The organism is Curtobacterium flaccumfaciens, assembly GCF_051548005.1.
Classification (GTDB): Bacteria; Actinomycetota; Actinomycetes; order Actinomycetales; family Microbacteriaceae; genus Curtobacterium.
In genome coordinates, this window is sequence record NZ_JBPUGH010000018.1 from 1 (window position 1) to 25,951 (window position 25,951).

The 25,951-nt window shown below is 72.5% G+C and carries 29 protein-coding genes; 15 read left to right on the forward strand and 14 right to left on the reverse strand.

What is annotated here, in order from left to right; genetic code table 11:
- From ACSW7Y_RS04220 to ACSW7Y_RS04250, 7 genes are all read left to right on the forward strand, one after another.
- The coding region (locus ACSW7Y_RS04220) for an NAD-dependent epimerase/dehydratase family protein (RefSeq protein ID WP_438125088.1) at nt 1–948 on the forward strand (948 nt) is incomplete at its 5' end.
- A 366-nt stretch (nt 949–1,314) separates the two neighbouring features.
- A complete protein-coding gene (locus ACSW7Y_RS04225; protein ID WP_438125089.1) occupies nt 1,315–2,100 on the forward strand; it encodes a glycosyltransferase family 2 protein in 786 nt (261 codons plus the stop codon).
- Entirely contained in the window at nt 2,097–2,732 is a 636-nt protein-coding gene (locus tag ACSW7Y_RS04230) for a TIGR04282 family arsenosugar biosynthesis glycosyltransferase (RefSeq protein WP_438125090.1), read from the forward strand. The genes ACSW7Y_RS04225 and ACSW7Y_RS04230 overlap by 4 nt, the downstream gene beginning before the upstream one ends.
- Nucleotides 2,729–3,391, forward strand: a complete 663-nt coding sequence (locus ACSW7Y_RS04235) for a class I SAM-dependent methyltransferase (RefSeq protein ID WP_438125091.1) — start codon at nt 2,729–2,731, stop codon at nt 3,389–3,391. Before ACSW7Y_RS04230 ends, ACSW7Y_RS04235 begins: the two co-directional genes overlap by 4 nt.
- A 74-nt stretch (nt 3,392–3,465) precedes the next feature.
- The gene (locus ACSW7Y_RS04240) at nt 3,466–3,732 is read left to right on the forward strand and encodes a hypothetical protein (RefSeq protein ID WP_438125092.1); all 267 of its coding nucleotides are present in this window, start codon (nt 3,466–3,468) and stop codon (nt 3,730–3,732) included.
- Nucleotides 3,733–3,935: 203 nt separating this feature from the next.
- The gene (pgm, locus tag ACSW7Y_RS04245) at nt 3,936–5,555 is read left to right on the forward strand and encodes a phosphoglucomutase (alpha-D-glucose-1,6-bisphosphate-dependent) (protein WP_438125093.1); all 1,620 of its coding nucleotides are present in this window, start codon (nt 3,936–3,938) and stop codon (nt 5,553–5,555) included.
- A gap of 138 nt (nt 5,556–5,693) precedes the next feature.
- A complete protein-coding gene (locus ACSW7Y_RS04250; protein ID WP_438125094.1) occupies nt 5,694–8,171 on the forward strand; it encodes a DHA2 family efflux MFS transporter permease subunit in 2,478 nt (825 codons plus the stop codon).
- Nucleotides 8,172–8,204: 33 nt separating this feature from the next.
- On the opposite strand, the gene ACSW7Y_RS04255 is transcribed toward ACSW7Y_RS04250, so the two are convergent.
- Nucleotides 8,205–9,077, reverse strand: coding sequence for a DNA-methyltransferase (locus ACSW7Y_RS04255; RefSeq protein WP_438125095.1), 873 nt, complete (start codon nt 9,075–9,077; stop codon nt 8,205–8,207).
- Between the two features lie 44 nt (nt 9,078–9,121).
- Nucleotides 9,122–10,480, reverse strand: a complete 1,359-nt coding sequence (locus tag ACSW7Y_RS04260) for a hypothetical protein (RefSeq protein ID WP_438125096.1) — start codon at nt 10,478–10,480, stop codon at nt 9,122–9,124.
- A 73-nt stretch (nt 10,481–10,553) separates the two neighbouring features.
- On the opposite strand from ACSW7Y_RS04260, the gene ACSW7Y_RS04265 reads away from it, so the two are divergent.
- Nucleotides 10,554–10,841 (forward strand): GNAT family N-acetyltransferase, encoded by a 288-nt coding sequence (locus ACSW7Y_RS04265; RefSeq protein WP_058724370.1) that lies wholly within the window; start codon nt 10,554–10,556, stop codon nt 10,839–10,841.
- 28 nt (nt 10,842–10,869) lie between these two features.
- Here ACSW7Y_RS04265 and ACSW7Y_RS04270 read toward each other — a convergent pair whose 3' ends face one another.
- From ACSW7Y_RS04270 to ACSW7Y_RS04300, 7 genes are all read right to left on the reverse strand, one after another.
- Nucleotides 10,870–11,199: a hypothetical protein gene (locus ACSW7Y_RS04270; protein ID WP_438125097.1), complete on the reverse strand. Its 330-nt coding sequence runs from the start codon at nt 11,197–11,199 to the stop codon at nt 10,870–10,872.
- Nucleotides 11,200–11,464: 265 nt separating this feature from the next.
- A complete protein-coding gene (locus ACSW7Y_RS04275) occupies nt 11,465–12,067 on the reverse strand; it encodes a signal peptidase I (RefSeq protein ID WP_438125098.1) in 603 nt (200 codons plus the stop codon).
- Between the two features lie 86 nt (nt 12,068–12,153).
- Nucleotides 12,154–12,726 (reverse strand): hypothetical protein, encoded by a 573-nt coding sequence (locus ACSW7Y_RS04280; protein WP_438125099.1) that lies wholly within the window; start codon nt 12,724–12,726, stop codon nt 12,154–12,156.
- On the reverse strand, nt 12,726–13,262 hold the full coding sequence (locus ACSW7Y_RS04285) for a TasA family protein (RefSeq protein ID WP_438125100.1): 537 nt from the start codon (nt 13,260–13,262) through the stop codon (nt 12,726–12,728). The genes ACSW7Y_RS04280 and ACSW7Y_RS04285 overlap by 1 nt, the downstream gene beginning before the upstream one ends.
- A 62-nt stretch (nt 13,263–13,324) precedes the next feature.
- Nucleotides 13,325–13,882 carry an alternate-type signal peptide domain-containing protein gene (locus ACSW7Y_RS04290; RefSeq protein WP_438125101.1) on the reverse strand — a complete coding sequence of 186 codons (558 nt, stop codon included), beginning with the start codon at nt 13,880–13,882 and terminating at the stop codon, nt 13,325–13,327.
- Nucleotides 13,883–14,149: 267 nt separating this feature from the next.
- Nucleotides 14,150–15,199, reverse strand: a complete 1,050-nt coding sequence (locus ACSW7Y_RS04295; RefSeq protein WP_438125102.1) for a lipoate--protein ligase family protein — start codon at nt 15,197–15,199, stop codon at nt 14,150–14,152.
- Between the two features lie 230 nt (nt 15,200–15,429).
- A complete protein-coding gene (locus ACSW7Y_RS04300; RefSeq protein ID WP_438125103.1) occupies nt 15,430–16,299 on the reverse strand; it encodes an alpha/beta hydrolase in 870 nt (289 codons plus the stop codon).
- 98 nt (nt 16,300–16,397) lie between these two features.
- Between ACSW7Y_RS04300 and ACSW7Y_RS04305 the strand changes: the two genes are divergently transcribed.
- From ACSW7Y_RS04305 to ACSW7Y_RS04315, 3 genes are read left to right on the forward strand one after another with little or no spacing between them, the layout of a single operon-like run.
- Nucleotides 16,398–17,534, forward strand: coding sequence for an anion permease (locus ACSW7Y_RS04305; protein ID WP_438125104.1), 1,137 nt, complete (start codon nt 16,398–16,400; stop codon nt 17,532–17,534).
- A 12-nt stretch (nt 17,535–17,546) separates the two neighbouring features.
- On the forward strand, nt 17,547–17,819 hold the full coding sequence (locus tag ACSW7Y_RS04310) for a hypothetical protein (RefSeq protein ID WP_438125105.1): 273 nt from the start codon (nt 17,547–17,549) through the stop codon (nt 17,817–17,819).
- Between the two features lie 27 nt (nt 17,820–17,846).
- The gene (locus ACSW7Y_RS04315; protein WP_438125106.1) at nt 17,847–18,782 is read left to right on the forward strand and encodes an acetamidase/formamidase family protein; all 936 of its coding nucleotides are present in this window, start codon (nt 17,847–17,849) and stop codon (nt 18,780–18,782) included.
- A 90-nt stretch (nt 18,783–18,872) separates the two neighbouring features.
- Here ACSW7Y_RS04315 and ACSW7Y_RS04320 read toward each other — a convergent pair whose 3' ends face one another.
- A complete protein-coding gene (locus ACSW7Y_RS04320; RefSeq protein ID WP_438125107.1) occupies nt 18,873–19,625 on the reverse strand; it encodes an SDR family NAD(P)-dependent oxidoreductase in 753 nt (250 codons plus the stop codon).
- Nucleotides 19,626–19,757: 132 nt separating this feature from the next.
- Here ACSW7Y_RS04320 and ACSW7Y_RS04325 point away from each other — a divergent pair, with 132 nt between their 5' ends.
- Nucleotides 19,758–20,189, forward strand: coding sequence for a MarR family winged helix-turn-helix transcriptional regulator (locus ACSW7Y_RS04325; protein ID WP_438125108.1), 432 nt, complete (start codon nt 19,758–19,760; stop codon nt 20,187–20,189).
- Nucleotides 20,186–21,532 (forward strand): MFS transporter, encoded by a 1,347-nt coding sequence (locus ACSW7Y_RS04330; RefSeq protein WP_438125109.1) that lies wholly within the window; start codon nt 20,186–20,188, stop codon nt 21,530–21,532. Before ACSW7Y_RS04325 ends, ACSW7Y_RS04330 begins: the two co-directional genes overlap by 4 nt.
- Before the next feature lie 156 nt (nt 21,533–21,688).
- On the opposite strand, the gene ACSW7Y_RS04335 is transcribed toward ACSW7Y_RS04330, so the two are convergent.
- Entirely contained in the window at nt 21,689–22,579 is an 891-nt protein-coding gene (locus ACSW7Y_RS04335; RefSeq protein ID WP_438125110.1) for an alpha-E domain-containing protein, read from the reverse strand.
- 131 nt (nt 22,580–22,710) lie between these two features.
- On the opposite strand from ACSW7Y_RS04335, the gene ACSW7Y_RS04340 reads away from it, so the two are divergent.
- Complete coding sequence (locus tag ACSW7Y_RS04340) at nt 22,711–23,241, forward strand: MarR family winged helix-turn-helix transcriptional regulator (RefSeq protein WP_438125111.1); 531 nt, start codon at nt 22,711–22,713, stop codon at nt 23,239–23,241.
- 9 nt (nt 23,242–23,250) lie between these two features.
- Nucleotides 23,251–23,466 (forward strand): hypothetical protein, encoded by a 216-nt coding sequence (locus tag ACSW7Y_RS04345; protein ID WP_438125112.1) that lies wholly within the window; start codon nt 23,251–23,253, stop codon nt 23,464–23,466.
- Between the two features lie 129 nt (nt 23,467–23,595).
- Here ACSW7Y_RS04345 and ACSW7Y_RS04350 read toward each other — a convergent pair whose 3' ends face one another.
- From ACSW7Y_RS04350 to ACSW7Y_RS04360, 3 genes are all read right to left on the reverse strand, one after another.
- The gene (locus ACSW7Y_RS04350) at nt 23,596–24,468 is read right to left on the reverse strand and encodes an NAD(P)-dependent oxidoreductase (protein ID WP_438125113.1); all 873 of its coding nucleotides are present in this window, start codon (nt 24,466–24,468) and stop codon (nt 23,596–23,598) included.
- Between the two features lie 72 nt (nt 24,469–24,540).
- Complete coding sequence (locus ACSW7Y_RS04355; RefSeq protein WP_438125114.1) at nt 24,541–25,278, reverse strand: M23 family metallopeptidase; 738 nt, start codon at nt 25,276–25,278, stop codon at nt 24,541–24,543.
- A gap of 259 nt (nt 25,279–25,537) precedes the next feature.
- A complete protein-coding gene (locus ACSW7Y_RS04360; RefSeq protein WP_438125115.1) occupies nt 25,538–25,861 on the reverse strand; it encodes a hypothetical protein in 324 nt (107 codons plus the stop codon).
- Between the last annotated feature and the right edge of the window lie 90 nt (nt 25,862–25,951).

Genomic DNA, 25,951 nt, shown 5'->3' on the forward strand with positions numbered 1-25,951 from the left:
GGCGCGTCCGGCCGGCCCGCGACCGTGCCCGTCGGCGTCGACTTCGTGCGCGGGGACGTCCGGGACGACGCCGTCCTCGACGCGGCCCTCGACGGGATCGACGTCGTCTGCCACCAGGCCGCGAAGGTCGGGCTCGGCGTCGACTTCCAGGACGCCCCCGACTACGTGTCCTCGAACGACACCGGGACGGCGCACGTCCTCGCCGCGATGGACCGGCACGGCATCGGCCGACTCGTCGTCGCGAGTTCGATGGTCGTCTACGGCGAGGGCGCGTACGCGACCGCATCGGGCGAGCCGACCCGTCCGCCGGCACGCCGCCGGGAGGACCTCGACGCCGGGCGCTTCGACCCGATCGGGCCCGACGGGCAGCCGCTCGTCCCCGGCCTCATCGACGAGGACGCCGCACTCGACCCCCGCAACGTGTACGCGCAGACCAAGGTGGCGCAGGAGCACCTCGCGTCCTCGTGGGCACGGGCCACCGGCGGCCGGGCCATCGCGCTCCGCTACCACAACGTCTACGGGCCGGGCATGCCCGCGAACACGCCGTACGCGGGCGTCGCGTCGCTGTTCCGCTCCGCACTCGCCCGTGGCGAGGCACCCCGGGTCTTCGAGGACGGTCGGCAGCGCCGGGACTTCGTGCACGTCGACGACGTCGCCGGGGCCAACGCAGCGTCCATCGCGGCGACCGCCGACCTGCCGGACGACTCCTTCCGGGCGTACAACGTCGGTTCGGGCACCGTCCACACCATCGGGGAGATGGCCGCCGCGATCGCCGGGCCCGAGGGACCGCAGCCGGTCGTCACTGGCGAGTACCGGCTCGGGGACGTCCGGCACGTGACCGCGTCGTCGGAGCGGATCGGGCGGGAGCTCGGGTGGCGCGCCGAGGTGGACTTCGAGCAGGGCATGCGCGAGTTCGCGACGGCGCCCCTGCGGGCCGCGGTGCGCTGACGCCGCCGGGCCGCGCGCTGACGCCGCCGGGCCGCGCGCTGCGTCACCGCACGCCCCGAGTCTCGTGCCGCGTACGGCGAGTCTCGTGCAGACGGACAAGTCTCGTGCCCAGGAGCGCGAGACTTGTCCGCCACCACGAGACTCGGCCCGCCCGCTCCACCGTCCCGCCGGCCCGGCCCCGCCGCCACGGCCCCGCCGCCCCACATCGGGGGACGCCGCATCTGGACAGCGGGGTACAGCTCGGGCCGGTTCCGATCAGGCCGACCGGGCACCGTGGACACCATGTCGTCGACGCCCGCGAGTCCCGCGAACCCCGATCCGCACGGTGATCCCCGTCGATCCGGCCGTCCGCACCGAACAGACGGCATGAACGTCGACGTGATCCTGCCGTGCCTCGACGAGGCCGACGCACTCCCCCGCGTGATCGGGCGCCTGCCGCAGGGCTACCGGGCGATCGTTGTCGACAACGACTCGACCGACGGCTCCGCCGACGTCGCCCGGGCACACGGTGCCCTCGTCGTCACGGAACCCCGCCGCGGCTTCGGCTCGGCGTGCGCGGCAGGCGTCGCAGCCGCCACTGCCGACTTCGTGGCGTTCTGCGACGCGGACGCCTCGATGGACCCGGCCGAACTCCCCGGCCTGCTCGACCGGGTCGTGTCGGGTCGCACCGACCTCGCGCTCGGCCGTCGCGTCCCGACCTCCCGCGGGGCCTGGGCGCCGCACGCCCGCTTCGCGAACCGGGTGCTCGCGATCCTCATGCGCCGCGCCACCGGCTACCGACTCCGCGACCTCGGCCCGATGCGGGTGATGCGCCGCGAGCAGCTGGTCGCCCTCGACCTGCAGGACCGCCGCAGCGGTTACCCGCTCGAGATGGTCCTCGCCGCGCACGCCGCCGGCCTCCGCGTCGACGAGAGCGACATCGGGTACGCGCAGCGCATCGGCGACAGCAAGGTGACCGGCACGCTGCGCGGCACGATCAACGCGGTCCGCGACATGTCGCGTCTCCTCCGCGCCTACCGCTCCGGCGAGCGCCGACCGGGCACCGCCGTCCGCACGTCGGTCACCGCCACCGGCCTGGAGGCTCGCCCCACCCCCGCCGACACCGCTCCCCTCGAGCACGTGGCCGGTCCGGTCGAAGGCGTCCGCTCGTGACCGCCGTGACGGTCGCGGTCGTCGCCAAGGAGTGCCTGCCGGGCCGCGTCAAGACCCGGCTCATCCCGGCGCTCGGCCCCGAGGGCGCCGCCCGCGTCGCCGCCGCCAGCCTCGCGGACACCCTGGCGACGGTGCGCGCCCTGCCGGCCGCCCGTCGCATCCTGTTCTTCGACGGCGAGGTCGTCCCGGCGGCGGCGGAGGGCTTCCACGTCCTGCCGCAGCCGACCGGCGACCTCGACGAGCGTCTCGGCACGCTCTTCGACGCCGTCCAGGGCCCGCTCCTGCTCGTCGGCATGGACACCCCGCAGGTGCGCCCGGACGACGTGGCCGCGGTGTTCGAGCACCCGGAGCGCGATGCCTGGTTCGGCCCGGCGGAGGACGGCGGCTTCTGGGCGTTGTACCTGCACGTCCCGGACGGCTCGCTCATCCGTGGCGTGCCGATGTCCCGTGGTGACACCGGGGCCGTGCAGCGCGCCCGACTCGTGGACGCCGGACTGGACGTCGGCGACCTCACGCCCCTGCTCGACGTGGACGAGATCGCGGACGCCGACCGCGTGGCCGAACTCGCTCCCGAATCCGCGTTCGCTGCAGCACTCGCGTCCGAGCGCACGACCTCCGGAGGTGCCCGATGACCATGCACGCCCCGATGACGTTCGGTGCCGGCGGCGGCGAGCCGTACGCCCGCGCGCTCCGCTCCGACGGACGACTGCGGCTGACCGACCCGGACCGCCCGGGCACCGTCGTCACGATGGACGTCGGCCGCTGGAGCGCCGCTGCCGACCGGGTCGACCGGTCGCTGCTCGACGACGCCGACGGCGGGGTCATCGACATCGGCTGCGGGCCGGGTCGGATGCTCGTCGCCGCGCGGGCCGTCGGTCTGCCCTCGCTCGGGGTCGACGTCTCGGCGGAGGCGGTCGCGATCGCCCGCCGTTCCGGAGGCAACGCCGTCCAGGGCTCCGTGTTCGACACGGTCCCCGACGAGGGGCACTGGGACACCGCGCTCGTCATCGACGGGAACGTCGGCATCGGCGGTGACCCGACGGCTCTCCTGGCCCGGTGTCGCGCGATCGTCCGCCCCGGCGGCCGCGTGGTCGTCGAGACGAACCCGGACCGTGCCGCCGACCGGACGTACACCGCCCGCGTGATGGACGCCGAGGGCCACGAGAGCGCAGCGTTCCCGTGGGCCGAGGTCGGACTCGACGCCCTGCACGGCCACGCCGCCGAGGCGGGGCTGCTCGCACGGCAGAGCTGGACGGCCGAGGGCCGGACGTTCTGCGAGCTCATCGCCTGAGCTCCTCGCCGACCAGGCTCCTCGCCGGACCGTTTGTTTTGCATGATTCAAGACAGGCGGGTACCATCGCTTCCATGCAGAACCGCGACTTCCCCTTCAGCGGCTCCTACGTGAGCGGCACCACGCGGCGCGATGAGCTCGGCGCCTACGCCGTCACCGCGGCCGAGCGCCCGCTCGGCACCTACACGGGCGTCCCCGTCACGAGCACCCTCGGACGCTTCGTCGACACGCAGGCGACCCGTGGCACGACCGCGACGGGCTCCGTGCGCACCGCGACCGGCTCGTTCCGGACCGCGACGGGCTCGCTCCGCACGGCGACGGGCTCGTTCCGCACCGCCTGAGCCTCGACAGCGCCACCCCCTGACCGCGAGCGGTCGCCCACCGGATCGTCCCCCCTACCGATCCGGGCCGGGCGACCGCTCGCTTCGTTCCCACCCCCGCCGAACACCCGGGGCACCCCGGTACCCGGGCCGCCCGGAGCCCGACCGGCCGCGCGACACGGACGACCAGCACGCGCACCGAGACCCGGTGCCAGGATGGACCCATGAACGACCGCGCCGGAACCCCCGCGACCGCCGACGACCTCGTCGACCTCGACGCCCTGCTCGCCGCGTACCACGAGCGCGTCCCGGACGTCTCGGTCCCCGAGCAGAAGGTCGTCTTCGGTACCTCGGGCCACCGCGGTTCGTCCCTCGACACCGCGTTCAACGACACCCACATCGCCGCGATCACGCAGGCGATCGTCGAGTACCGGACCCAGCAGGGCACCGACGGCCCGCTCTTCATCGGGCGCGACACCCATGCCCTCTCCGCCCCGGCCGAGCGGACCGCGCTCGAGGTCCTCGCCGCGAACGGCGTCCGGGTGCTGGCGGACAGCGCCGACGGGTACGTCCCGACCCCCGCCCTCAGCCACGCGATCATCGCCTACAACCGCGCCGGCAACCCGGACACTGCGGACGGCATCGTCATCACGCCGAGCCACAACCCGCCCCGCGACGGCGGCTTCAAGTACAACCCCCCGCACGGCGGCCCGGCGGACAGTGACGCCACGAGCTGGATCGCCGACCGCGCGAACGCCATCATCGCCGGCGGCAACGCGGACGTACAGCGCCAGGACGCCACCGCTGCCGAGGGCTACGACTACCTCGGCTCCTACGTGGCAGACCTCGAGAACATCATCGACATCGACGCGATCAAGCGCGCCGGGGTCCGCATCGGCGCCGACCCCCTCGGCGGGGCGTCGCTGCCGTACTGGGAACGCATCCGCGACCACTACGGCCTCGACCTCACCGTGGTGAACCCCGAGGTCGACCCGACGTGGGCGTTCATGACCCTCGACTGGGACGGCAAGATCCGCATGGACCCGTCGAGCGCGAGCGCGATGGCGTCCGTGGTCGCCCGCAAGGACGAGTTCGACGTGCTCACGGGCAACGACGCCGACTCCGACCGGCACGGCATCGTGACGCCGGACGCCGGCCTGATGAACCCGAACCACTACCTCGCGGTCGCGATCGAGTACCTGTACGCCCACCGCCCGGAGTGGCGCGACGACGCCGCGATCGGGAAGACCCTCGTCTCGTCGAGCATCATCGACCGGGTGGCGGAGTCCCTCGGGCGCCGGCTGTGGGAGGTCCCGGTCGGCTTCAAGTGGTTCGTCCCCGGCCTCATCGACGGCTCGGTGGCGTTCGGCGGTGAGGAGTCCGCAGGCGCGAGCTTCCTCCGCAAGGACGGCACCGCGTGGACCACCGACAAGGACGGCATCATCCTGGCGCTCCTCGCCTCGGAGATCATCGCGGTGACCGGCAAGACCCCGTCGCAGCTCTACGCCGAGCTGACCGAGCGGTTCGGCGCCCCCGTCTACCAGCGCGTGGACGCCGCGGCGAGCAAGGAGCAGAAGGCACGCCTGTCGAAGCTCGACGGCGACGCCATCACCGCGGACACGCTCGCGGGCGACCCGATCACGGCGAAGCTGTCGAAGGCGCCGGGCAACGACGCGGCGGTCGGCGGCGTCAAGGTGGTCACCGACCGGGCCTGGTTCGCCGCGCGACCGTCCGGCACCGAGGACGTCTACAAGATCTACGCCGAGAGCTTCGTCGGCCAAGAGCACCTCGAGCAGGTCCAGCGCGAGGCCAAGGAGATCGTCGACGCCGCCCTCGGCGCGTAGGGAGACACAGGCGTAGCCTCCGGCTGGTCGGCAGCAGCCGGAGGGCTGCCGATCCACTCAGGAACGGGCTCCGGGCGGACCTTCGCCTTGCGGGGGTTGTAACTTTGCACCCAGCGCAAAGTTTCGGGAGACCTGCTCATGACCCAGACCGCGACCGCACCCGCGGCTCCCACGACGTCCTCGAACGCCGTGATGAACCACCGGCAGATCCTGCTGGTGATCTACGGCCTCATGGCCGGCATGTTCCTCGGTGCCCTCGACCAGACGATCGTCGGCACCGCGATCCGGACGATCGGTGACGATCTGCACGGACTCGACCAGCAGGCCTGGGTGACCACCGGCTACCTGATCGCCAGCACGATCACCACGCCCATCTACGGCAAGCTCTCCGACATCTTCGGCCGTCGCCCGCTGTTCCTGACCGCGATCGGCATCTTCATCGTCGGGTCGCTGCTCGCGTCGTTCTCCACCTCGATGCTGATGCTCGCCGGCTTCCGAGCCCTGCAGGGCCTCGGCGCCGGTGGCCTCATGTCCCTGCCGCTCGCGATCATGGGCGACATGCTCGCTCCCCGCGAGCGCGCGAAGTACCAGGGCTACTTCCTCGCCGTGTTCGGCATCTCGAGCGTCATCGGCCCGCTCGTCGGTGGTCTCTTCGCCGGCGCGTCCGAGATCGCGTTCATCTCCGGCTGGCGCTGGGTGTTCCTGATCAACGTCCCGATCGGCATCATCGCGCTGATCATGGTGACGACGTTCCTGCACCTGCCGAAGTTCGGCGACCGCGGCAAGCCGCGCATCGACTGGTGGGGTGCGGCGCTCGTCATCGTCACCCTCGTGCCGCTGCTCCTCGTCGCCGAGCAGGGCCGCGACTGGGGATGGTGGTCGGCTGGCTCGATCGCCTGCTACGCCGTCGGCCTCCTGGGGCTCATCGCGTTCGTCATCGTCGAGCGGGCGATGGGCGACAACGCGATCCTGCCGCTGAAGCTCTTCCACTCGCACGTGTTCTCGATGGCCGCGGTCCTCAGCGTGCTCGTCGGCTTCGGCATGTTCGGCGCGATGCTCACGATCCCGCTGTACCTGCAGATCGTGAAGGGCGTCACGCCGACCGAGTCCGGCTTCGCGATGCTGCCGATGGTCCTCGGCCTGATGATCGCGTCGATCGCCTCGGGTCAGATCATCTCCCGCACCGGCAAGTACCAGGTGTTCCCCGTCACCGGCACGGCGTTCACGGCGATCGGCTTCACGGTGCTGACGTTCCTCACCGCCGACAGCCCGCTGTGGTTCCTCATGCTCGGCATGTTCGGCATCGGACTCGGGCTCGGGCAGCTCATGCAGACCCTGACCCTCGCCGCGCAGAACTCGGTGTCCCCGCGGGACATCGGCGTCGCCACGAGCGCGGCGACCTTCTTCCGCCAGATCGGCGGCACCATGGGCACGGCCGTCCTGCTCTCCGTCCTGTTCTCGCTCATGCCGACGAACATCACCACGGCGCTGCAGAACGAGTCCACGCTGAAGAGCAGCCTCAACGCCGCGCTGACCCCGTCCGTCGCGAACGCCTCGGACAACAAGGCGGTCATGGACCAGATCTGGAACAAGATCGTCGACCCGATCCAGTCCAACGTGCAGGACCAGCTCAACGCGGGTGCCGCGAAGGCCAAGGCCGCCGCGGACGAGGCCGTCACGGAGCAGGTCATCGCGAAGGTCCAGCAGGCCGTCGCCGCCGGCCAGGTCCCTGCCGCTTCCGCGGAGTCGGTCATCGCCGAACAGGTCGCGGCAGCCAAGCCCGACGCCGAGCAGCAGGCGCTCGAGCAGGTCGCGTCCCAGGCGAAGGCCGAGGTCGTCGACGGGACGGTCCAGGTCGACTACGCGAACGCGACGCAGCGCAAGAACGTCGTCGACGAGGTCGCTCCGACGATCAAGAAGCAGCTCGAGAAGGGCACGACGAGCTCGTCGAGTTCCTCGACGACGAGCGACACGTCGTTCCTCAACGGCGCGGACCCGCGGCTCACCCGGTCGTTCCTCGTCGGCTTCAGCAGCTCCGCGGTCACCGTCTACTACGTCGGCCTCGGCGTGATCCTGCTCGCGTTCGTGCTCACCTGGTTCTTCCGGGTCCCGCCGCTCCGCAAGGTGTCGGCCCTGCAGGAGCAGGCGAACGCCGCGAAGGACGGGCAGGACCGCCTCACCGCCGACGCGCAGGAGGCCGCCGCGAACACGGGCTCGCTCGTCACCCCGCACACCGGGTCGATGGACGTGGTGCCGACCTCGCCGGACGTGACGGTCCCCCGTCAGGACCAGCCGGGAGGCACGGCCTCCCCCGCCGGACCCGTCGCGTCCAACGGATGGTCGGCTCCCGCATCGCCGGCCGCGGCCGACACCCGTGCCCCGCTGCCCGACGCGACGACCCACGGCGCACACTCGGCTGCCGCGCCGGTGGACGAGCCGCCGACGACGACGGGCACCATCCGGACCCGTCCGGCGCACGCCGCACCGGCCGACGGAACGGATGCGTCCGCCCCGGACGCGACCACGCCGGCGCCGCAGGCCGACCCGGCGGAGGCGAGCCGTGCCTCCCGGCCGGACCAGGGCGACCACCCGCACGGTCGCCACTCGGCCGAGTAGCCGACCAGCCGATCAACCGCCCGTTCTCCGCCGTCAGCCGACGGCGGAGAACGAGGCGCCGGGGAGTCGACGGCGCATGACGTCGATCGCGGCGGCGTTGTCGTCGACGAGCACGTAGCGGCGGCCGAGCGTGGACGCGACCGCGCCGGTGGTGCCGCTGCCGGCGAAGAAGTCGAGCACCCAGTCGCCCTCGCGGGAGGACGCCTGGACGATGCGCCGCAGGACACCCTCGGGCTTCTGCGTCGGGTACCCGGTCTTCTCGCGCCCCGTCGGCGACACGATCGTGTGCCACCAGACGTCCGTCGGGAGCTTGCCGCGCTCCCGCTGCTCGGGCGTCACGAGCCCGGGTGCCATGTACGGCTCACGGTCCACCGCCGCGGAGTCGAAGTGGTACCGGGCAGGGTCCTTCACGTACACGAGGATCGTGTCGTGCTTCGTCGGCCACCGCGTCTTCGACTTCGCCCCGAAGTCGTAGGCCCAGACGATCTCGTTGAGGAACGACTCGCGGCCGAAGAGCGCGTCGAGCAGCACCTTCGCGTAGTGCGACTCCCGGTAGTCGAGGTGCAGGTAGAGGGTCCCGTCGTCAGCGAGGACCCGCCAGGCCTCGAGCAGCCGGGGTTCGAGGAACGACCAGTAGTCGTCGAAGCGGTCGTCGAACCGGAGCAGGTCGCCGCGGACCCGCTCGTACGTGCCACCGCGGAAGCCCGTGACCGTCTCGCGACGACCGGGAGCCGACGCCGCGTCGTCCGCGCTCCGGACGGCCGTGCTCGCGTGTCGACGCTGCTTCCGGCCGGTGTTGAACGGCGGGTCGAGGTAGACGAGCGTGAAGGACCCGTCGTCGAGCGTGGTCAGGACGTCGAGGGCGTCCCCGTGGACCACCCGGTCCGGTCCGCGGTCGTCGTGCACGGGTCCATCCTCGCGCACGGACGACCGCGGCCGGCGCACGGGTGTCAGGGGCAGGTGACCTGGACGAGCTGCGCCTCGTCCTGGTCGAGCACCCCCGCGGCGTAGATCGTCACCGGGCGGCCGGCGACGACGGGCGACTCGACCGCCACGGAGTGCGGGCCGTCCAGTACCCCCACCGGCTCGTCGACGCGGTAGACGGCCTGGGCGTCGGCGCAGCTCTGGTCGGACGTGATCGTCCACCCGGTGCAGCCGAGGTCGTCGCACGCGGTCGGCCAGGAGCCGTCCGGAGCGGCGCTCGGGTCGAGCACGTCCTTGCGGGTGAGGCCCATCGGGGACTTCGGTCGCGCGTCGGTGCACGCGGCGTCCTCGACCACGGCGTACTGTTCGGTCCCCGTCTCGACGAAGGCCGCCGGGTCGTCCTGGTCGACCTCGACCGTCCGGTGCACGGTACGGGTGACCGGCCCGTCCTCGGTCGCCGAGAACCCGATCGTCACCGCGAGGCGGCCGTCGCACTCGCCGGTGGCGTACCACGACCAGCAGCCTCGGTCCGTGTCGACGCCGACCGTGCCGCACGTCGCCTCGGCACTGTCGTCGTCGCCGAGGAACGCGACCGTCACCGCGCCGTCCCGGGTCACGAACGGTTGCGGGTCCTCCCACCCGTCACCGTGGTCCGCGTCGCTGCCGTCGTCCGGGGCGGCCGGAGTGCTGGACGGGTCGCCAGGGGCGGCGCCCTGTCCGCCCGAGCCGTCGTCCGGCGAAGCCTGCTGCACCGCGGCGCTCCCCTGGTCGGCCAGCGCGACCAGGACACGGGAGGTCGGGACCGCCGCGGCGGTCACGCCGGCGACGAGCACGAGCGCGGCCGCACCCGCGACGAGTGCGAGCGCCCGGCCGTCCGAGCGTCGCAGCCGACGGTCGGACGCCGCCGGGTCGGCCGCCCGGAAGGGGAGCGCGCCGGGGACGTCCCACGGGGTGTCGAGCGGTGTGCCGTCACCGAGCACGATGCCGTTGATCTCGCGGATCGTCGCCGTCCGGAGGTCGAGCAGACGTGCACCCGCCACGACCACCAGCGCGACGCCGGCGATGATCACCGGGAGCACCGCGAAGGCGAGCACGCTGCCGCGGAACGACGCGACGGCGCCCGCGACGAGGCCGAGCACCGCGAGCACCGCACCGGCGGCCCGTGCGACGACGAGCCGGCGCGCGGACGGGGGCAGGAAGGCGCGGAGCGCACGGCGGTCCGTCTGCCAGAAGACCCACCCCGTCGGCGCGGGTGGGACGTCCGGCACGGGAGTCCAGCCCGGTACCGGTTCGACGAGCGGGTGCCCGGCCACCCAGTCGTCCGAGGGCGAGGGCCATCCCGGCGGTGTCCGGAAGCGGAACGGGAGCTCGTCGTGGTGCTGCACGTGGCGGAGCGTAGCGCTCCGCACGGCCGCCTCACAGCCCCTTCTTCGGGCCGTGCGGCGTAGCGTCGTCCGCATGGCGACACCCGAGGTCCGGAACGACACCGAGCAGCAGCAGTACTCCCTCGTCGAGGACGGGGAGGTGATCGGGCTCGCCGCGTACGAGATCGAGGGCGACGAGATCCGCTTCGTGCACACCGAGGTCGACCCCGAGCACCGGGGCGGCGGACACGCGTCGATGCTCGTGCAGGCAGCGCTCGACGACGTCCGCGCGAACTCGTCGCGCACGGTCGTCCCCCTGTGCAGCTACGTCAAGGCCTGGATCGAGCGGCACCCGGACTACCAGGAGCTCACCGCGCGCTGATCGGCGCGGCTGCGGTCGCCCGGTTCCGTCAGTACGTGCGGTCGTGGGTCCCGGCGCGGACCTCGTGACGACCGCCTGCCCGGACACCCGGCACCTTGATGAGCACGTGCCCGCTCAGCAGGTCGTGGTCGTCGTCGGCCGGCGTCGGTGCCTCCCGTGGCAACCGCGACTGCCGTTCGTACTCGGCCTGGGCCTCGTGCCGGGTCGGCGCGAACACCTCGTCCATCATCGACACGACACCGCCGGAGCCGCCCGAGCGCGTGGCCTTGTTCGACAGGTCGATCCACCCCGCGCGATCGGCGACCCACATCGCGACGACCGCGGCGGACACCGCCCCCAGGAGGATCAACCAGTTCACGTGCACGACGCTACGTGGGGGACCCGGTGCCGACATCAGCCGCGCGGGGGATTCTCCTGATCCACACACGTCGTTCTTGGGGAGGACACCGAGACTGGGGAAGCGGCGGCCCGGTTCCCCCCTCCCGGGCCGCCGACCACGCCGTGGCGCGGGGACCGCGTCCCCGTCGTGCAGACTGATCAGACGGCGTTCCAGGACACCACGTTGCACGGCTCGTACGGCAACGGCGCGAAGCCCTGACCGATGAGCGGAGTCGCGCTCGCGGTCAGTTCGCTCGTGCGGTCGTCCCGTCCTCCGGCGAACCGGAGATCGTTCCGTGCGCGACGACACGGCGGGCGTGACGTGCAGGCCGTCGTCGCCGGCGAGCCGCTTCCACGCCGCCGGACGCGACCGAGACCGCCCCGTAGGCGATGAGCAGGCCGGCGAGCGTCGGTACCAGCCAGGGACGCGAGCCGTTCACGGCCTGGTTCACCCACCCCACCCAGGGCACGCTGTACCAGACGACGCCACGGACCTGCACGGGCAGGACGTCAGCGGGGTCGGGTGCCGGGTTGGCGTCGCCCTGGAGCTGGAACCTGCGCGAGCCGTCCGACGCCGTCGTCACCGCGACGACCCGGTGCGTCACCACCGTCGGGTCCCCCGAGCGCAGCTGGTAGGTCAGGACGTTCCCCACCCGGACGTCGGCCGCGGCGGTGGGCCGGACGACGACGAGGGTGCCGGCAGGCAGGGTCGGCTCCATCGACCGTGTGAGCACCGTGAGCGGGAGGGACCCGGTCGCCTTCGGCACGACGACCAGGACGAGCGCGAGCAGCGCGACGATCGCCAGGGCACCGATGCCGGCACCGAGGGCCACGGCGTGCACGACCACCGCGAGCCCGCTCCGGCGCCGCTCGGGCGCGGTCCGAGCACGCCGGCGCGGGGCGAGGTGCGCACCTCGGCGCGGCACGACCGCGGTCACGAGCCGGCCGCCGGGCTGTTGAGGTAGAACCCGCCGGTCACCGCGTCCGACGTCCAGCCGGCACGCTGCACCGTGAGCGAGACCCGGACGTTCGCCGTCGCGCTCGGAGGCGCGTCGGCACGGATCGTACTGCGCGCGCACCACACCGCGGACGCGCCGAGGTCGAGCGACGAGGTGAGGCTGGGAAGGGACGCCCAGGTCCCGGAGAGCGCCCCACTGCCGACTGCGGCTGTGTCCGTGCACGACCCGGCGCCGACGACCGGCCAGGCGACGACGTCGACGGCCGCCGCGAGGGCGGTCGAACTCCCGTCGACGACCGCGACGCTCGTGGTGGTCGTCCCGGCGAGGTTGCCCGTGTTCGTGAGGGTGATCGGCTTCGTGACGGAGCGCACGGTCGACGAGAACGTCACGGTCATGTCGTCCGTCCCGCTGATCGAGCCCGCTGGCTTGCCCATGGTCGTGCTGGACGAGTTGCTGCCCGTCGCGGTCCACAGCGCCCACGCCACGCTCGGTGCGCCGACCACGAGCGCGGCGACGACGGCCGCGAAGGCGAGGAGTCGGAGGCGCATCACGACGGCACCTGCGTCCCGGTCACGGTCAGCGTGAAGTCGGTGACCGCGCCCGACACGCTCTGCGGCGCATCCCGCGCGACGACGATCTCGACACACGCGGTCGCGGTGACGCCGACCGGCAGGGTGAAGTACCCGCTGCCGGTGTCGAACGAGGCGAGGGGGCCGGAGGCTCCACCGGTGCCGGGTCGACAGGAGGCAGCCGACTGCACGGAGTTGAGGTGGAGCGTCTGCGTCCCGAGCACGGTGCTGTCCGGCACGCTGACGTACGAGACCTTCGTCGCCGTGGTGGCGACCCGCATCGAGAGCGGGACGGTCCCGGTGTTCCGCACCGTGAAGGTCCCCGTGGTGCTCGATCCCGGAGCGAGGGCCGGCGACCGCATCGCGCTGAGGACGCTCACCCGGATGGTCGCGCTGCCGGACGTGATGGTGACCGCGTTGCTCGTCCCCGCCGCTGCGTTCCAGAGCGCGTACGTCCCACCGGTCGCGACGACGGACGCGGTGACGACGGCGACGAGCACGACACCGAGCGCCACCGGCCAGCGTCGCCGGCGCGGGGCACGGTGGCGTGCACGGGGTCGGGCGAGCGGCTCCACGCTCAGGACCCGATGGCCCGCTGCGTCAGCGTGAAGGCCAGTGCACCGACGTTGACGGAGCCGTTCTGCCCCGTCGTGGCCGAGCTCGGCAGCTCGATCGTGAACAGGACCTTCACCCGCGACGCCGTGGACGACGGCGAGACCCGGAACGTGTTCGCGTTCGGGTCCGCCTGCTGGACGACGGTGCCGCTCGCGGAGGTCACCGAGAGCGTCTTCGTCGTCGCGGCGAGGAGTCCGGCGTCGCCGGTGATGCTCTGCGGGGCGTAGGTGAGATCGGCGGACAGGTCGTCGCCCGTGGCGCCGATCGAGAGGGTCTGCGTGAACTGGTACTTGTTGCCCGGCACCATGAGCACCTTCGACGGGTCGATGGTGACCGACCGACCGTTCGTGACGTCCGTCCAGGTGCCGTCGTCCAGCGCAGTGAGCGTGAGCGAGCCGGAGCTGACGATGCCCGCGGCACTGGAGGCGTTCGCGTTCCAGAGCGCGAGCGAACCCGCTCCACCGAGGAGGAGGGCGACGCCCGCGGCACCCGCGACGACACCGGTGACGATCTTGTGCATGAGGATCCGTTCCCGCGCGCCGAGGCACGCCGAAGAGCGCCGACACACGGGATCGGGTAGCGGTGTCGGCAGGCGGCGTCTTCCCCCCGAGACGGTTCACGGGCGCGGCTGACCGGTGCCGGGAGTCACCGCTGCGACGACCGTCCAGGGTGGCCTGAGCAGCTCTCGACTCCTGGCCGAGAATCTACCTCGGTCCCCCATAGTGCGGACAGGGTTCTATGCACAAACATCGACCCCAGTCCGGGGGCCCCATCTGGGGCGCCGCGATCAGGGCACGCGTTCGAGCCACTCCTTCGTCGCGAACTTCGTCGCGATGAGCTCCCGCGCCCGCTGCCGCTCGGCCTCGGTGACGTGCCCCTCGTGCGCGCCGTAGAGCTTCGTGAACGTGCCGATCAGCCGCTCGATGACCTCCGCACGGGGCAGGCCGGTCTGCGACCGGAGCGGGTCGACGCGCTTCGCCGCCGAGGTCGTCCCCTTGTCGCTCATCTTCTCGCGCCCGATCCGGAGCACCTCGACCATCTTCTGGCCGTCCATGTCGTAGCTCATCGTCGCGTGGTGCAGGACCGCACCGGTGCCGAGGCGCTTCTGTGCGGCCCCGCCGATCTTGCCCTTCGCCGAGGTGATGTCGTTGAGCGGTTGGTAGTACGCGTCGATGCCGAGGGACTTCAGCGCCTCGATCACCCACTCGTCGAGGTAGGCGTACGAGTCGGCGAAGGTCATGCCCTGCACGAGGTCGGCCGGCACGTAGAGCGAGTACGAGATGATCGCGCCCGCCTCCATGAACATCGCGCCGCCGCCGGAGATCCGCCGCACGACCTGCACGCCGTACTTCTCGGCGCCCTCGGGGTCGACCTCGTTCTTGAGGGACTGGAACGAGCCGATCACGACCGCCGACTCGTCCCACTCCCAGATGCGGAGCGTCGGACCACGTCGGCCGGCGCCGACCTCCTCGGTGAGCACCTGGTCGAGCGCGAGGTGCTCGTTCGGGGAGATCGGCCCCTCGTGGATGACCTCCCAGTCGTAGTCCTGCCACGACGACGCCCGCGAGAGGGCCCGACGGACGGCGACACCGACCGACTCGGGCGTGAAGCCGAGCAGCTGGGCGCCCTCGGGCAGTGCGCCGCGGACGGCGGCGGCGATCCCCGCGGCGTCCGTCGTCGACGGCAGGCCGTTCACGGCGGCGTCGATCAGCGGGAGCGCGTCGTCGGGTTCGAGGAAGAAGTCGCCGGCGAGCCGGAACTCCTGGATCGATCCGTCGACGACCTCGAGGTCGACGACGACGAGCTTCCCGCCTGGGACCTTGTACTCACCGTGCACACCACGACCCTACGCCGCCACGTGTCTGCCCGGAGGCGCGTGGCGGCGCCGCACCGTGCCTCCAGTCCGTCCCGTGCGCACGTCCACCCCACCGCCGGAACCTGGTTCCGGACACGGAACCACGCTTCTCCACGGTGCTGTGTCCGGAACCTGGTTCCGGACGACCGACGATGCCGACGGACCGACGGACCGACGGACCGACGGACCGACCGCCGACCGCCGCGCCGCCGTCAGCGCGCGACCGCGCGCTCCAGCCACGCGACGAGGTCGCCGACGAACTCGTCGCGGTTCGTCTCGTTGTAGACCTCGTGCCGCGCCCCCTCGTACACGCGCACCTCGACGTCCGACAGCTTCCCGCGCGACCGGTACGCCCGGGCCAGACGCTCGACCGACCGCGGTCCGCCGAGGGTGTCGTCGGACCCGACCTGCAGGAGCATCGGGAGGTCGTGCGGGATCCCCCGCCGTGGCACCCCGAGCAATCGCAAGGTGTCCGGGAGCCCGAAGAGCCGGATGACGTCGGCCTCGACCGCGAGCGGGTCCAGGCCGATCGCGTCGATCACCGCCCGGTCACGGCTGATCCACTCGTACTTCGTCGGTCCGGCCCCGGCGAACCGCGCGTTGAGGTCGCCGCTGTTCATCCACCCGGGCAACCGGTACGCGGTCGCGGAGAGCACGACGCCGTCGTAGAGCGCGCTCGAGGTGTTGACGATCCGCTGCGCCATGAGCGACCCCCACGAGTGCCCGAGCAGGACGAGCGGGACGCCGGGGGTGTCCTCGCGGGCGAGGGCGCTCAGCTGCTCGACCGCTGCGATCGCGGCGCGCAGGCCCCCGGGCCCGAGCCGGCCGAGCTTCGCGTGGTCGCCGTCCCACTGCGCGAGCCCGGTCCGACCGTGGCCGCGGTGGTCGTTGGCGACGACCGTCCACCCGGCGCGCACGAGGTCCTGTGCGAGCGGCTCGTAGCGGAGCGAGTGCTCGCCGACGCCGTGCGCGATCTGCACGACGCCCTTCGGTTTGCCGGCGCGCCAGGTCGAGTAGACGATCTCGACGCCGTGCGCGTCGGTGAACGAGGAGTCCCCTCGGGCTGCGGAGAAGGTCGGCACCTCTGCATCCTGGCAGACGGGCCGCTGCCGCACGGGTTCCGTGGCGTGTTCACCCGGTGTTCACGCAGCGGGCTCGGGGCGGGCCTACCGTTCCGCGCATGGACGTCCTCGTCACCGTCGTGCTGGTGATCGTGGTGGCCCTCGTGTTCGACTTCACGAACGGCTTCCACGACACCGCGAACGCCATGGCCACCTCGGTCGCCACCGGAGCCCTGAAGCCCCGGACCGCCGTGCTCATCTCCGCCGTCCTCAACGTGGTCGGCGCGTTCCTCTCCACCGAGGTCGCCAAGACCGTCTCGCAGGGCATCATCCGCGAGGGCCAGGACGGCGTCCACATCTCCCCCGTGATGATCTTCGCGGGCCTCGTCGGCGCCGTGCTGTGGAACCTCGCGACGTGGTACTTCGGCCTGCCGTCGTCGTCCACGCACGCACTGTTCGGCGGGCTCATCGGCGCGTCGATCATCGGCGCCGGGCTGAACTCGGTCGACTGGGCGACCGTCGTGTCGAAGGTCGTGCTCCCGGCGCTGCTCTCGCCGGTCATCGCGGGTGTGATCGCCCTCGTCGCGACGTACCTCGCCTACTCGCTCACGAAGAACGCCACCACGCACGGCGCCGCGACCGGGTTCCGGCACGGGCAGACGATCTCCGCGTCGCTCGTCTCGCTCGCCCACGGCACGAACGACGCGCAGAAGACGATGGGCGTCATCACGCTGACCCTCATCGCCGCGAACTACCAGCCGTCCGGCAGCGGTCCGGCACTCTGGGTGATCCTGGCGTGCGGCCTCGCGATCGGCCTCGGCACGTACATGGGCGGCTGGCGCATCATGCGGACGGTCGGCAAGCGGATCTCGGATGTGCAGTCCCCGCAGGGCTTCGCCGCGGAGGCCAGTTCGGCCGCCACGATCCTGGTGTCGTCGCACCTCGGGTTCGCACTCTCCACCACGCACGTGACGAGCGGCTCGGTGATCGGGTCCGGCCTCGGCAAGAAGCTCGCGGACGTGCATTGGTCGGTCGTCGGCCGGATCGTGGTCGCGTGGGTGATCACGCTCCCGGCGGCCGCGGTCGTGGGCGCGCTCGCGACGGCGGTGGCGGCGACCTCGACGATCGGGCTCGTGCTCGTCGCGGTGCTCGCCCTCGCTGCCGGGCTCGGCTTCTTCTTCCTCGCGCGCCGCAAGCCGGTGACGCAGGACAACGTCAACGACGAGCAGCCGGCCCAGCAGCCGGTCGCGGCCTGATCGGAGGACGAGATGGACATCGACTTCGGAGCGATCGCGACGGTCGCGTGGGTGGGGTTCGTCGCGGCGGTGGGCGTGGTGCTGCTCTACACGCTCGGGCTGCGGCTGCTCGGGACCGGTCAGCCCGTCGACGCCGGCGGTGAGCGGACGCAGTACGCGGAGGAGACGCCGCGGTCCGGCCACACCCCGCTGCCCGCCGTGGTCGGCGCATGGACGTGCTTCGCGGTCTGCGGCGCGGCGGTGCTGTTCGGGATCTGGCTGACCATCCCGCAGTTCCACCAGTAGGGGTGGAGCGGCTGCGAGGATCGACGCGTGACCGCACATCGCATCGACGCATCGTCCGACACCGCTGCCGACGTGTTCGACGCCGACCGCTCACCAGTGCTGCGGGTGGATCCCGGTGACGCCGTGACGGTCCGGACGCTGAGTGCAGCCGGCTACACCGAGCGTCAGCCGGAGCCCGGAGCCGAGGTCCCGACGCTCCTGCCGTCCCGACGCGGCCACTGCCTGGTCGGTCCGATCGCGGTCACCGCTGCCCGCCCGGGTCAGGTCCTGGCGGTGCGGTTCGACGAACTCGTGCCCGACGACTGGGGCTACACCGGCTCCGGAGGCGTCGACACCCCCGTCAACCGGGCGCTGGGGCTCGTCGAGCCGGCCGAACGCGGCCCGCTGCTGTGGCAGATCGACCGGGCGGGACGCACGGCCCGGAACCAACTCGGGCTGTCCGTCCGCACGGCACCCTTCCTCGGCGTCGTCGGGCTGCCGCCGGAACCGACGGGCGAGCACTCGACGATCCCGCCGCGACCGGTCGGCGGTGGGAACATCGACTGCCGGGAACTCGTCGCCGGGTCCACGCTGTTCCTCCCGGTCACCGTGCCGGACGCGGTGCTGTGGGTGGGCGACGGCCACGCGGCCCAGGGAGACGGCGAGGTCTCGGGGACGGCGATCGAGTGCGGGATGACGACCACGATGACGCTCGACGTCCTCGACGGCGCACCCGTCGCGGGCATCCACGCGACGACCCCCGCCGGTCGGATCACGTTCGGGTTCGACGCCGACCTCAACACCGCGACGACGACGGCCCTCGACGCCATGGTGGGGTGGATCGCTAGCATGTTCAGCATCGGTCGTGCCGAAGCGCTCGCCATGGCGAGCGTCGCGGTGAGCATGCGGGTCACCCAGGTCGCGAACCGCACGTGGGGCGTGCACGCCCTGCTCCCCCACGACGCGATCACGCTGGTCGGCTGACGCATCGCTCCGGTCGGGGACGGACGGGAGGCGCGGGTCCCGTGACCGACGTCGGTCACGTGATCCGGGCCTCCCGTCCGTCTGCCCACGTCAGTGGGCGCTGTAGCCGCCGTCCACCAGGTGGTAGCTGCCGCTGATGAAGGACGCCCTGTCGCTCAGCAGGAAGAGCACGAGCGCTGCGACCTCGGCGTCGGTGCCGAGGCGACCGGCGGCGTGCTCCTGCTCGAGTGCCGTGAGCGCCTCGGCCGAGAGCGACGAGCGGACGAGCGGGGTGTCGATGAAGCCCGGGCCGACCGCGTTGGTGCGGACGCCCTGCGCGGTGTACTCGAGCGCGGCGACCTTGGTGAGCCCGACGAGCGCGTGCTTCGACGCGACGTACGCGGCGTTCTGGGCGATGCCGACCGAGCCGAGCACCGAGGACATGTTCACGATCGCGCCCCCGCCGGCGGCGAGCATCGCGGGGATCTCGTAGCGGAGGCCGTAGAAGACACCGTCGAGGTCGACCGCACGGACGCGGTCCCAGGCGGCGACGTCGTACTCGCCGATCGGCTGCGGGGCTGCGCCGATGCCCGCGTTGTTCACCGCGAGGTGGAGTGCGCCGTACGTGTCGACCGCGAACTGCACCATGCGCTCGTTGTCGGCGGCCAGCGCGGAGTTCGCCTCGAACGCGCTCGCGGTCCCGCCGGTGGCCTCGATCTCACCCACGACGCGCTGTGCGGCGTCCTGCTTGATGTCGGTGACGACGACCTCCGCGCCCGCCGCGGCGAGCTCCTTCGCGATGGCCTCGCCGATGCCGCTGCCGCCACCGGTGACGACGGCGACCTTGCCCTCGAACTCGGACATGTGCTCCTTCTTCCGTTCATTTGAGCAACACCTGTTGCCCACAGTCCGAACGGTACACCCGCTGCGCCCGTTCCGAGTCCGCTCTGCGCACAACCGGTTCGTTCACTGAACTAATTTGGTAGGCTAACGATCATGCCTGCCACCGCCACCCGTGCGTCGCTCGCGACCGATCTCCGCATCGCGGTGAACCGGCTGTCGCGGACCCTGCGCAACCAGAAGGCCGACCAGACGGTCACGGACGCGCAGTTCTCCGCCCTCGCCCGACTCCACCGCGACGGAGCGATGACCCTCGCCGAGCTCAGCCGGCAGGACGGCGTGACCCCGCCGTCGATGACGAAGACCGTCGCGGTCCTGATGGAGCGCGGGCTCGTGTCGAAGCACCTGCACGGCGACGACCGCCGCAAGGTGCTCATCGGTACCACCGACGCCGGCACGGCCTTCGTCGAGGAGACCCGACGCCGCCGCGACGGGTGGCTCACCCCGCGGCTCACCGAGTTGACCCCTGCCGAGCGCGCGACGCTCGCCGAGGCCACCGAGATCATGAGGAGGCTCGCTCAGCAGTGACGGCCATGTTCCGGTCCCTGTCGGGACGCAACTACCGCATCTGGTTCGCCGGTGCCCTGGTGTCGAACGTCGGCACCTGGATGCAACGCACCGCGCAGGACTGGATCGTCCTCACGCAGCTCTCGGACAACAACGCCGTCGCCGTCGGCGTCACCATGGCGCTCCAGTTCGGGCCTCAGCTGCTCCTCCTCCCCCTCACCGGGCTCGTCGCCGACCGGTTCGACCGTCGGAGGATGCTCATGCTCACGCAGGGGCTGATGGGTGCACTCGGCCTCGGACTCGGCGTGATGGTGCTCACCCACACCGCGACCCTGCTCTCGCTGTACGGCTTCGCGCTCGCGCTCGGCATCGTCGCCGCGTTCGACACCCCGATCCGGCAGACCTTCGTGTCCGACGTCGTGCAGGGCGAGAACGTGTCCAACGCCGTGGCGCTCAACTCCGCGTCGTTCAACGCCGCACGCCTGATCGGTCCCGCGGTCGCCGGTGTGCTCATCGCGGCGATCGGCTCCGGGTGGGTGTTCGTCATCAACGCCGCGTCGTTCCTCGCCGTGCTCCTCGCCCTGCGCTTCGTCGACCCGGCGCAGCTCGCCGACCGACCGCGGGCGAAGCGGGGCAAGGGGCAGATCGTCGCGGGCTTCCGGTACGTGCGGACGCGGCCCGACATCATCGTCGTGCTCTGCATGATCTTCGTCGTGGGGACGTTCGGCGTGAACTTCCCGATCTTCACCTCGACGATGGCGAGGATCGAGTTCCACCGCGGTGCCGGCGAGTTCGGGCTGCTCAACTCGGTGATGGCGATCGGCTCGGTCCTCGGCGCCCTGCTCTCCGCACGACGGGACCGCCCACGGATGCGCACGCTCGTGATCGCCTCCGCCGGGTTCGGCCTCGCCTGCACCGCGGCCGCGTTCGCCCCGACGTACTGGAGCTTCGCGGTCGTCCTGACGCTCGTCGGCCTCGCGTCCCTGACCTTCATGACCACCGCGAACGCCCTCGTGCAGACCACCACGGAGCCGGCGATGCGCGGCCGGGTGATGGCGCTCTACATGGCGATCTTCGCCGGAGGCACCCCGATCGGTGCTCCGATCGTCGGTGCCATCGCCGATGCCGCGGGCCCCCGCTGGGCGATCGGGGTCGGCGCGGCCTCCGGGTTCGTCGCCCTCGCGATCGCCCTGGTCTGGCTCGTGCGGTTCGAGCGCTTCCGCCTCCGCTACGACGCCGACTCCCGCCTGCACCTCGCGGTGACCCACGCCGTGCCGGTCATCAGTCCACGGGCGACGCGGGCTGCGCTGCGGCAGGACCTCTCGCGGGACGAGGCGGTCGCGAACCGGTCGAGCGGCGTCTGACGGCTCGCGTCGCGGACGCGTCCGCCCGCCGGACTGGAGGCGCGGTTCGGTGCCGCCACGCGCCTCCCGTCCGTCCTCGCCCACCGTCGGACGGGAGGCGGTGCGCGGTGCCGCCACGCGCCTCCCGGCCGTCCCGTGCCCGGCCCGGGCAACCGGTCAGGTGACGGGGGCGACCACCGAGAACAACCGCTCCTCGAGCGCCGCGTCGACCGCCGCGACCGCCCTCACGAGCTGCGTCGTCACGCCGAGCAGCGCGGTCAGCGCGTCGGCGGGCGCGACCGCGTCGAGGGCGGCGACCGCGCGGCGGAAGTCCGCCACCTGCTCGGCGACGCACGCGGGAGCCACGCCGACCAGCCCCTCGGCGGCGCGGTGGGCGAGGAAGCCGAGCGCTCGCGGACTGTGGGTGTCGAGGAGCAGGAACGCGGCAGCGTCCGCAGGTTCGACGTCGTGGTGGGTCCCGCGGTGGAACGCCTCGCGGGCGCCGCACCCGCGGAGCGCGTCCGACCAGGACTCGGCGGACTCCGGGTCGAGCAGCGGCGAGCCGAGCAGCCCCGCGGTCGTCCGGGTCCGTGTGAGCGATCGTCCGAGCGTGAAGAACGCCCACACCTCGTCGCGACTCGCGTCCCCGTCGACCACACCGACCGCGAGGGCGCTGCGTTCCTTCGCCCAGGAGAGGAAGTCGTGCGCTCGGTCACCACCGACCTTTCGGGGCATCCGGGAGCGGGTCACGTCGAGGCAGTCCCAGAGCTCGGTGGACACCACCTCGCGGGCCCGGCGCGCACTGTCCCGCGCGACGGCGATCGCACTCGCGATGGAGGCGGGCTCGTGACGGTCGAGCGCGAGTGCGTCGAGCGTGACCGCGAGGTCGGCGTCGGGCCGGACCGTGGCACCCACCACGGACCGGAGCGCCGCGGAGGTCACCTGCACCGACGGCGCGACCGACGGGTGCCGCCGGGCGACGTAGACGTCGAGGAGCCGGGCCACGGCGTCGGTGTGCTCGACGGCGGCACCGAGGCGGAAGACGCTCCCGGCGAGATGGCTCAGCACGTCCGCACCCGCATGCCGCGAACCTACTGAGCGGTCGTTGCCGGGGTGTTTCCGGCACGGGTCGCCAGTGTTGCATGGCCGAAGGGCGCGCACTCGCTAGACAATCTAACTAGAGCGTCTAGCATTGTGGTATGTCCACCGAGGAAGCCACCCACTCGGCGGGGTACTGGTACGACGATCGCTCGAGGGTCGACGCGGTCGACGTGCTGAACGCCCTCCGCCGCTACCGCACGGCCGAGAACGCCGCACAGCGTCGCGCCCGTGAGGCCCTGGGCGTCGGGGAGAACGCACTCCTCGCGATCCGGGTGCTGCTCGACGCCGACCAGACCGGGCGGCGCGTCAACTCGAAGCTGCTCGCCGAGGAGCTCGGCATCACCGCCGCGTCGACGTCGGCGCTCGTGGACCGACTCGTCCGCAGCGGACACGTCGAACGGCACCCCGATCCGCACGACCGCCGCGGGGTGTTCCTCACGGCCTCCGGCGGGTCCATGCGAGAGGCGCTCCGGGTCCTCGACCAGCTCGACGAGAGCGGCGCCACCGTCGCGTCCTCCCTGAGTGAGCCGGACCTCCGCGTCATCGTGTCCTTCCTCGAGGACATGACCCGCGTCGTCGACCACATCGCCCCGGAGGACGCACAGTCCGACGACGTCGCCGTCGCGTAACCTCAGCGCATGACGCGCGCGGACCCGGGTCCCGAGGGGCACCACCCCGAGGACGACATGCCGCTCGCCGAGCTCGATGCCCGAGCACGTGCGGACGCCGCGCTCCGTCGGATCCGCGCCGGTGCCGATCCCGCGCGCGAGGCTTTCGACCTCGCGAACACCATGAACGACGAGGCCGTCGGACGGTTCACGGGCGCGATCCGGCGGTGGCTGCGGCGGCACTGAGGCTCTGCTGCGCGGGCCGTGCCGCGGGGCCGTGCCGCGGAGCGGGATGTGCCGTGCCGCGGCGCCGAACCGTGCCGCAGCGCGGGCCGGCGCGGCGCGGGGTGTGTCGTGCCGCGGCGCGCCGCCGGGTCAGAACGCCGTGCCGACCGCCGCGATGTCGTCGCCGCCGTGCCCCGCCGCGCTCGCGTCCGCGTAGACCCGACCCAAGGCGTCGAGCAGCACCGTGGACAACCCGGCATCGCGCGCGGCGTCGGTGATCAGGCCGATGTCCTTCCGCAGCCCGTCGAGCGCGAACTGCGCGGGGAACTCGCCCCGGATCATCGACTCCCCCTTCGTGTGCGCGTAGGGGGAGTCGCTGGCGCTGCCGTCGATCGCCTCGAGGAACAGCCCCGGATCGAGCCCGAGTGACCGCGCGATCGCGAGCGACTGCCCCGTCGCCGCGGTGATCGACGCGATCCAGGCGTTCGCCGCGAGCTTGAGCGCGGTGCCCTGACCCACCTGGTCCCCGGCCCGGACGGTCTTCACCGCGATCGCGTCGAACACCGGGGTCAGCCCGTCGAGGACGTCCGAGGGCCCGGCTGCGAGGAGCGTCAGCTTGCCCTGCTCCGCCGGCGCCTTCGTGCCGAGCATCATCGCCTCGACGAGCGTCACGCCGTACTTCGCCGCGAGCTGCACGATCGTGTCGGTCCCCGCGGTGCCGATCGTCGAGGCCTGGACCCACACGGCGTTCTCCGGGGCGTCCCCGGCGGCCTGCTCGAGGACGTCCACGACGGCGTCCGTGTCGAACAACGTCAGGAGCACGGCCTCGGCGTGCTCGACGGCCTCGGCCGGCCCGCTCGCGATGGTCGCACCCTGCGAGGCGAGGGGTTCGGCGCGGTCCCGCGTCCGATTCCAGACCGTGACCTCGTGCCCGGCCCGCAGGAGGGACCCCGCGACTCCGGCACCCATCGCACCCGTTCCCAACACCGACACGCGCACGAGCGACTCCGTCCTGTGCGGCACCGTGCCGCGACCGGTCCGACGCTACGCCCGCCGGGTCGGAGCACACCGTCAGCGCCTCCGTGAGCGCGCTCGTCAGAGCACCCCGCGGGCGGCGAGCCAGGGCGCCGGGTCGGTCGCGGTGCCGCCGACGATGACCTCGAAGTGCAGGTGTGCCCCGGTGGAGACCCCGGTGCTGCCCACCGCGCCGAGCTGCAGCCCGGCGTGGACCGTCTGCCCCACGACGACGTCGATCCGGGACAGGTGGCCGTACCGGGTCTGCGTGCCGTCGACGTGCTGGACGAGGACCTGGTTGCCGTACCCGCCGAAGACCCCCGCGGAGAGGACCCGCCCCGGCAGCACCGAGACGACCGGCGCTCCGTGCGGCGCGGCGAAGTCGAGCCCCCGGTGGTCGGTCGAGCACGCCCCGCACCCGACGACCCGACGACCGCCGAAGCCGCCGGCGGTCGGGATCACCCCGTCGACCGGACGGACGATGCCCGGCGCGGAGGATCGAGCGTCCTGACGCGCGACTCGGGGCGCGGGTTCCCGGGCTGCGGTGGCAACGGCGAAGGCGTCCCGCTCGACGCCGGAGGAGACGGCACGCGGCGCGACGTACTGCTGCCCGGCGAGCGTGACGGCGGGCGTCGTGGCCTGCGGCGTCGATGCCGTCGCGGACTGCGGCGACGCGACCGAGACGACCAGGCAGGCGGCGACGGTCGTCGCGGTGAGCGGGATCGCCCGCGTGGTCGACACGACGTCGCCGAGGGCGCGGAGGGGAACCGTGATCGCCCCCGTCAGCGCGTCCGAGACGGCCGCCGTGACGTCGCGCACGGAGGGGTGTCGTCGGGACGCGGCCGCCGCTGCTCGAACGCTCCGTCGGGTGGGGAGCTCGTCTGCGCGGACCGCGTCGGAGGGATCGGCGGTCGACACCGGGGCGGCGGGCGGGGACACCGCCACCCCGGCGGTCCGGGACTCCCGTGCGCGTTCCGCTGCTCGTTCCGCAGCGCGGAGGGAGCGTCGGGTCGGGAGGGTGCTCGCCTCGGGCCCGGTGATCGACCCGAGCCCCGGTTCCACGGGTGCCACGTCCGGCTCAGACGCGGACGACGCCGTCGCGGGCGATGCGTTCGACCTCGGCCACGACGGCGTCGACGACCGCGCGGGTGATCGCGTCAGCGACGGCCTCGACCAGGACGAGCTGCTCAGCAGAGACACGGTGCTCGTCGCGGAGGCTTGCGGTGACGCGCTGCGGGATGTCGTCGATCGCCGCGACCAGCGAGGCGGGGACGGCCGCCGAGGACCGGGCGCCGAGCGGCGCGGACATCGGCGAGGTCGGGACCGGCACCGCGCTGGACGTCGGTGCGGCGGCCTGCTCGCGCGAGCGGGTGACGGAGTCGAAGAGGGGCGTGGAGGACATGCTGCTTGCCTTCCGGTCGGTGCGACTGGGCGAGCGGTTCGGTCCGCTCGGCGTGCCGACGGCACCTCTCCATTGAAGCATCGGTATTTC

Coding starts and splice junctions, on each gene's coding strand:
- ACSW7Y_RS04345 (WP_438125112.1), top strand. CDS start 23,251: ATGACGCGCGCGGACCCGGGTCCCGAGGGGCACCACCCCGAGGACGAC.
- ACSW7Y_RS04265 (WP_058724370.1), top strand. CDS start 10,554: ATGGCGACACCCGAGGTCCGGAACGACACCGAGCAGCAGCAGTACTCC.
- ACSW7Y_RS04250 (WP_438125094.1), top strand. CDS start 5,694: ATGACCCAGACCGCGACCGCACCCGCGGCTCCCACGACGTCCTCGAAC.
- ACSW7Y_RS04235 (WP_438125091.1), top strand. CDS start 2,729: ATGACCATGCACGCCCCGATGACGTTCGGTGCCGGCGGCGGCGAGCCG.
- ACSW7Y_RS04225 (WP_438125089.1), top strand. CDS start 1,315: ATGAACGTCGACGTGATCCTGCCGTGCCTCGACGAGGCCGACGCACTC.
- ACSW7Y_RS04305 (WP_438125104.1), top strand. CDS start 16,398: ATGGACGTCCTCGTCACCGTCGTGCTGGTGATCGTGGTGGCCCTCGTG.
- pgm (WP_438125093.1), top strand. CDS start 3,936: ATGAACGACCGCGCCGGAACCCCCGCGACCGCCGACGACCTCGTCGAC.
- ACSW7Y_RS04280 (WP_438125099.1), bottom strand. CDS start 12,726: ATGCGCCTCCGACTCCTCGCCTTCGCGGCCGTCGTCGCCGCGCTCGTG.
- ACSW7Y_RS04320 (WP_438125107.1), bottom strand. CDS start 19,625: ATGTCCGAGTTCGAGGGCAAGGTCGCCGTCGTCACCGGTGGCGGCAGC.
- ACSW7Y_RS04290 (WP_438125101.1), bottom strand. CDS start 13,882: ATGCACAAGATCGTCACCGGTGTCGTCGCGGGTGCCGCGGGCGTCGCC.
- ACSW7Y_RS04325 (WP_438125108.1), top strand. CDS start 19,758: ATGCCTGCCACCGCCACCCGTGCGTCGCTCGCGACCGATCTCCGCATC.
- ACSW7Y_RS04360 (WP_438125115.1), bottom strand. CDS start 25,861: ATGTCCTCCACGCCCCTCTTCGACTCCGTCACCCGCTCGCGCGAGCAG.
- ACSW7Y_RS04340 (WP_438125111.1), top strand. CDS start 22,711: ATGTCCACCGAGGAAGCCACCCACTCGGCGGGGTACTGGTACGACGAT.
- ACSW7Y_RS04240 (WP_438125092.1), top strand. CDS start 3,466: ATGCAGAACCGCGACTTCCCCTTCAGCGGCTCCTACGTGAGCGGCACC.
- ACSW7Y_RS04310 (WP_438125105.1), top strand. CDS start 17,547: ATGGACATCGACTTCGGAGCGATCGCGACGGTCGCGTGGGTGGGGTTC.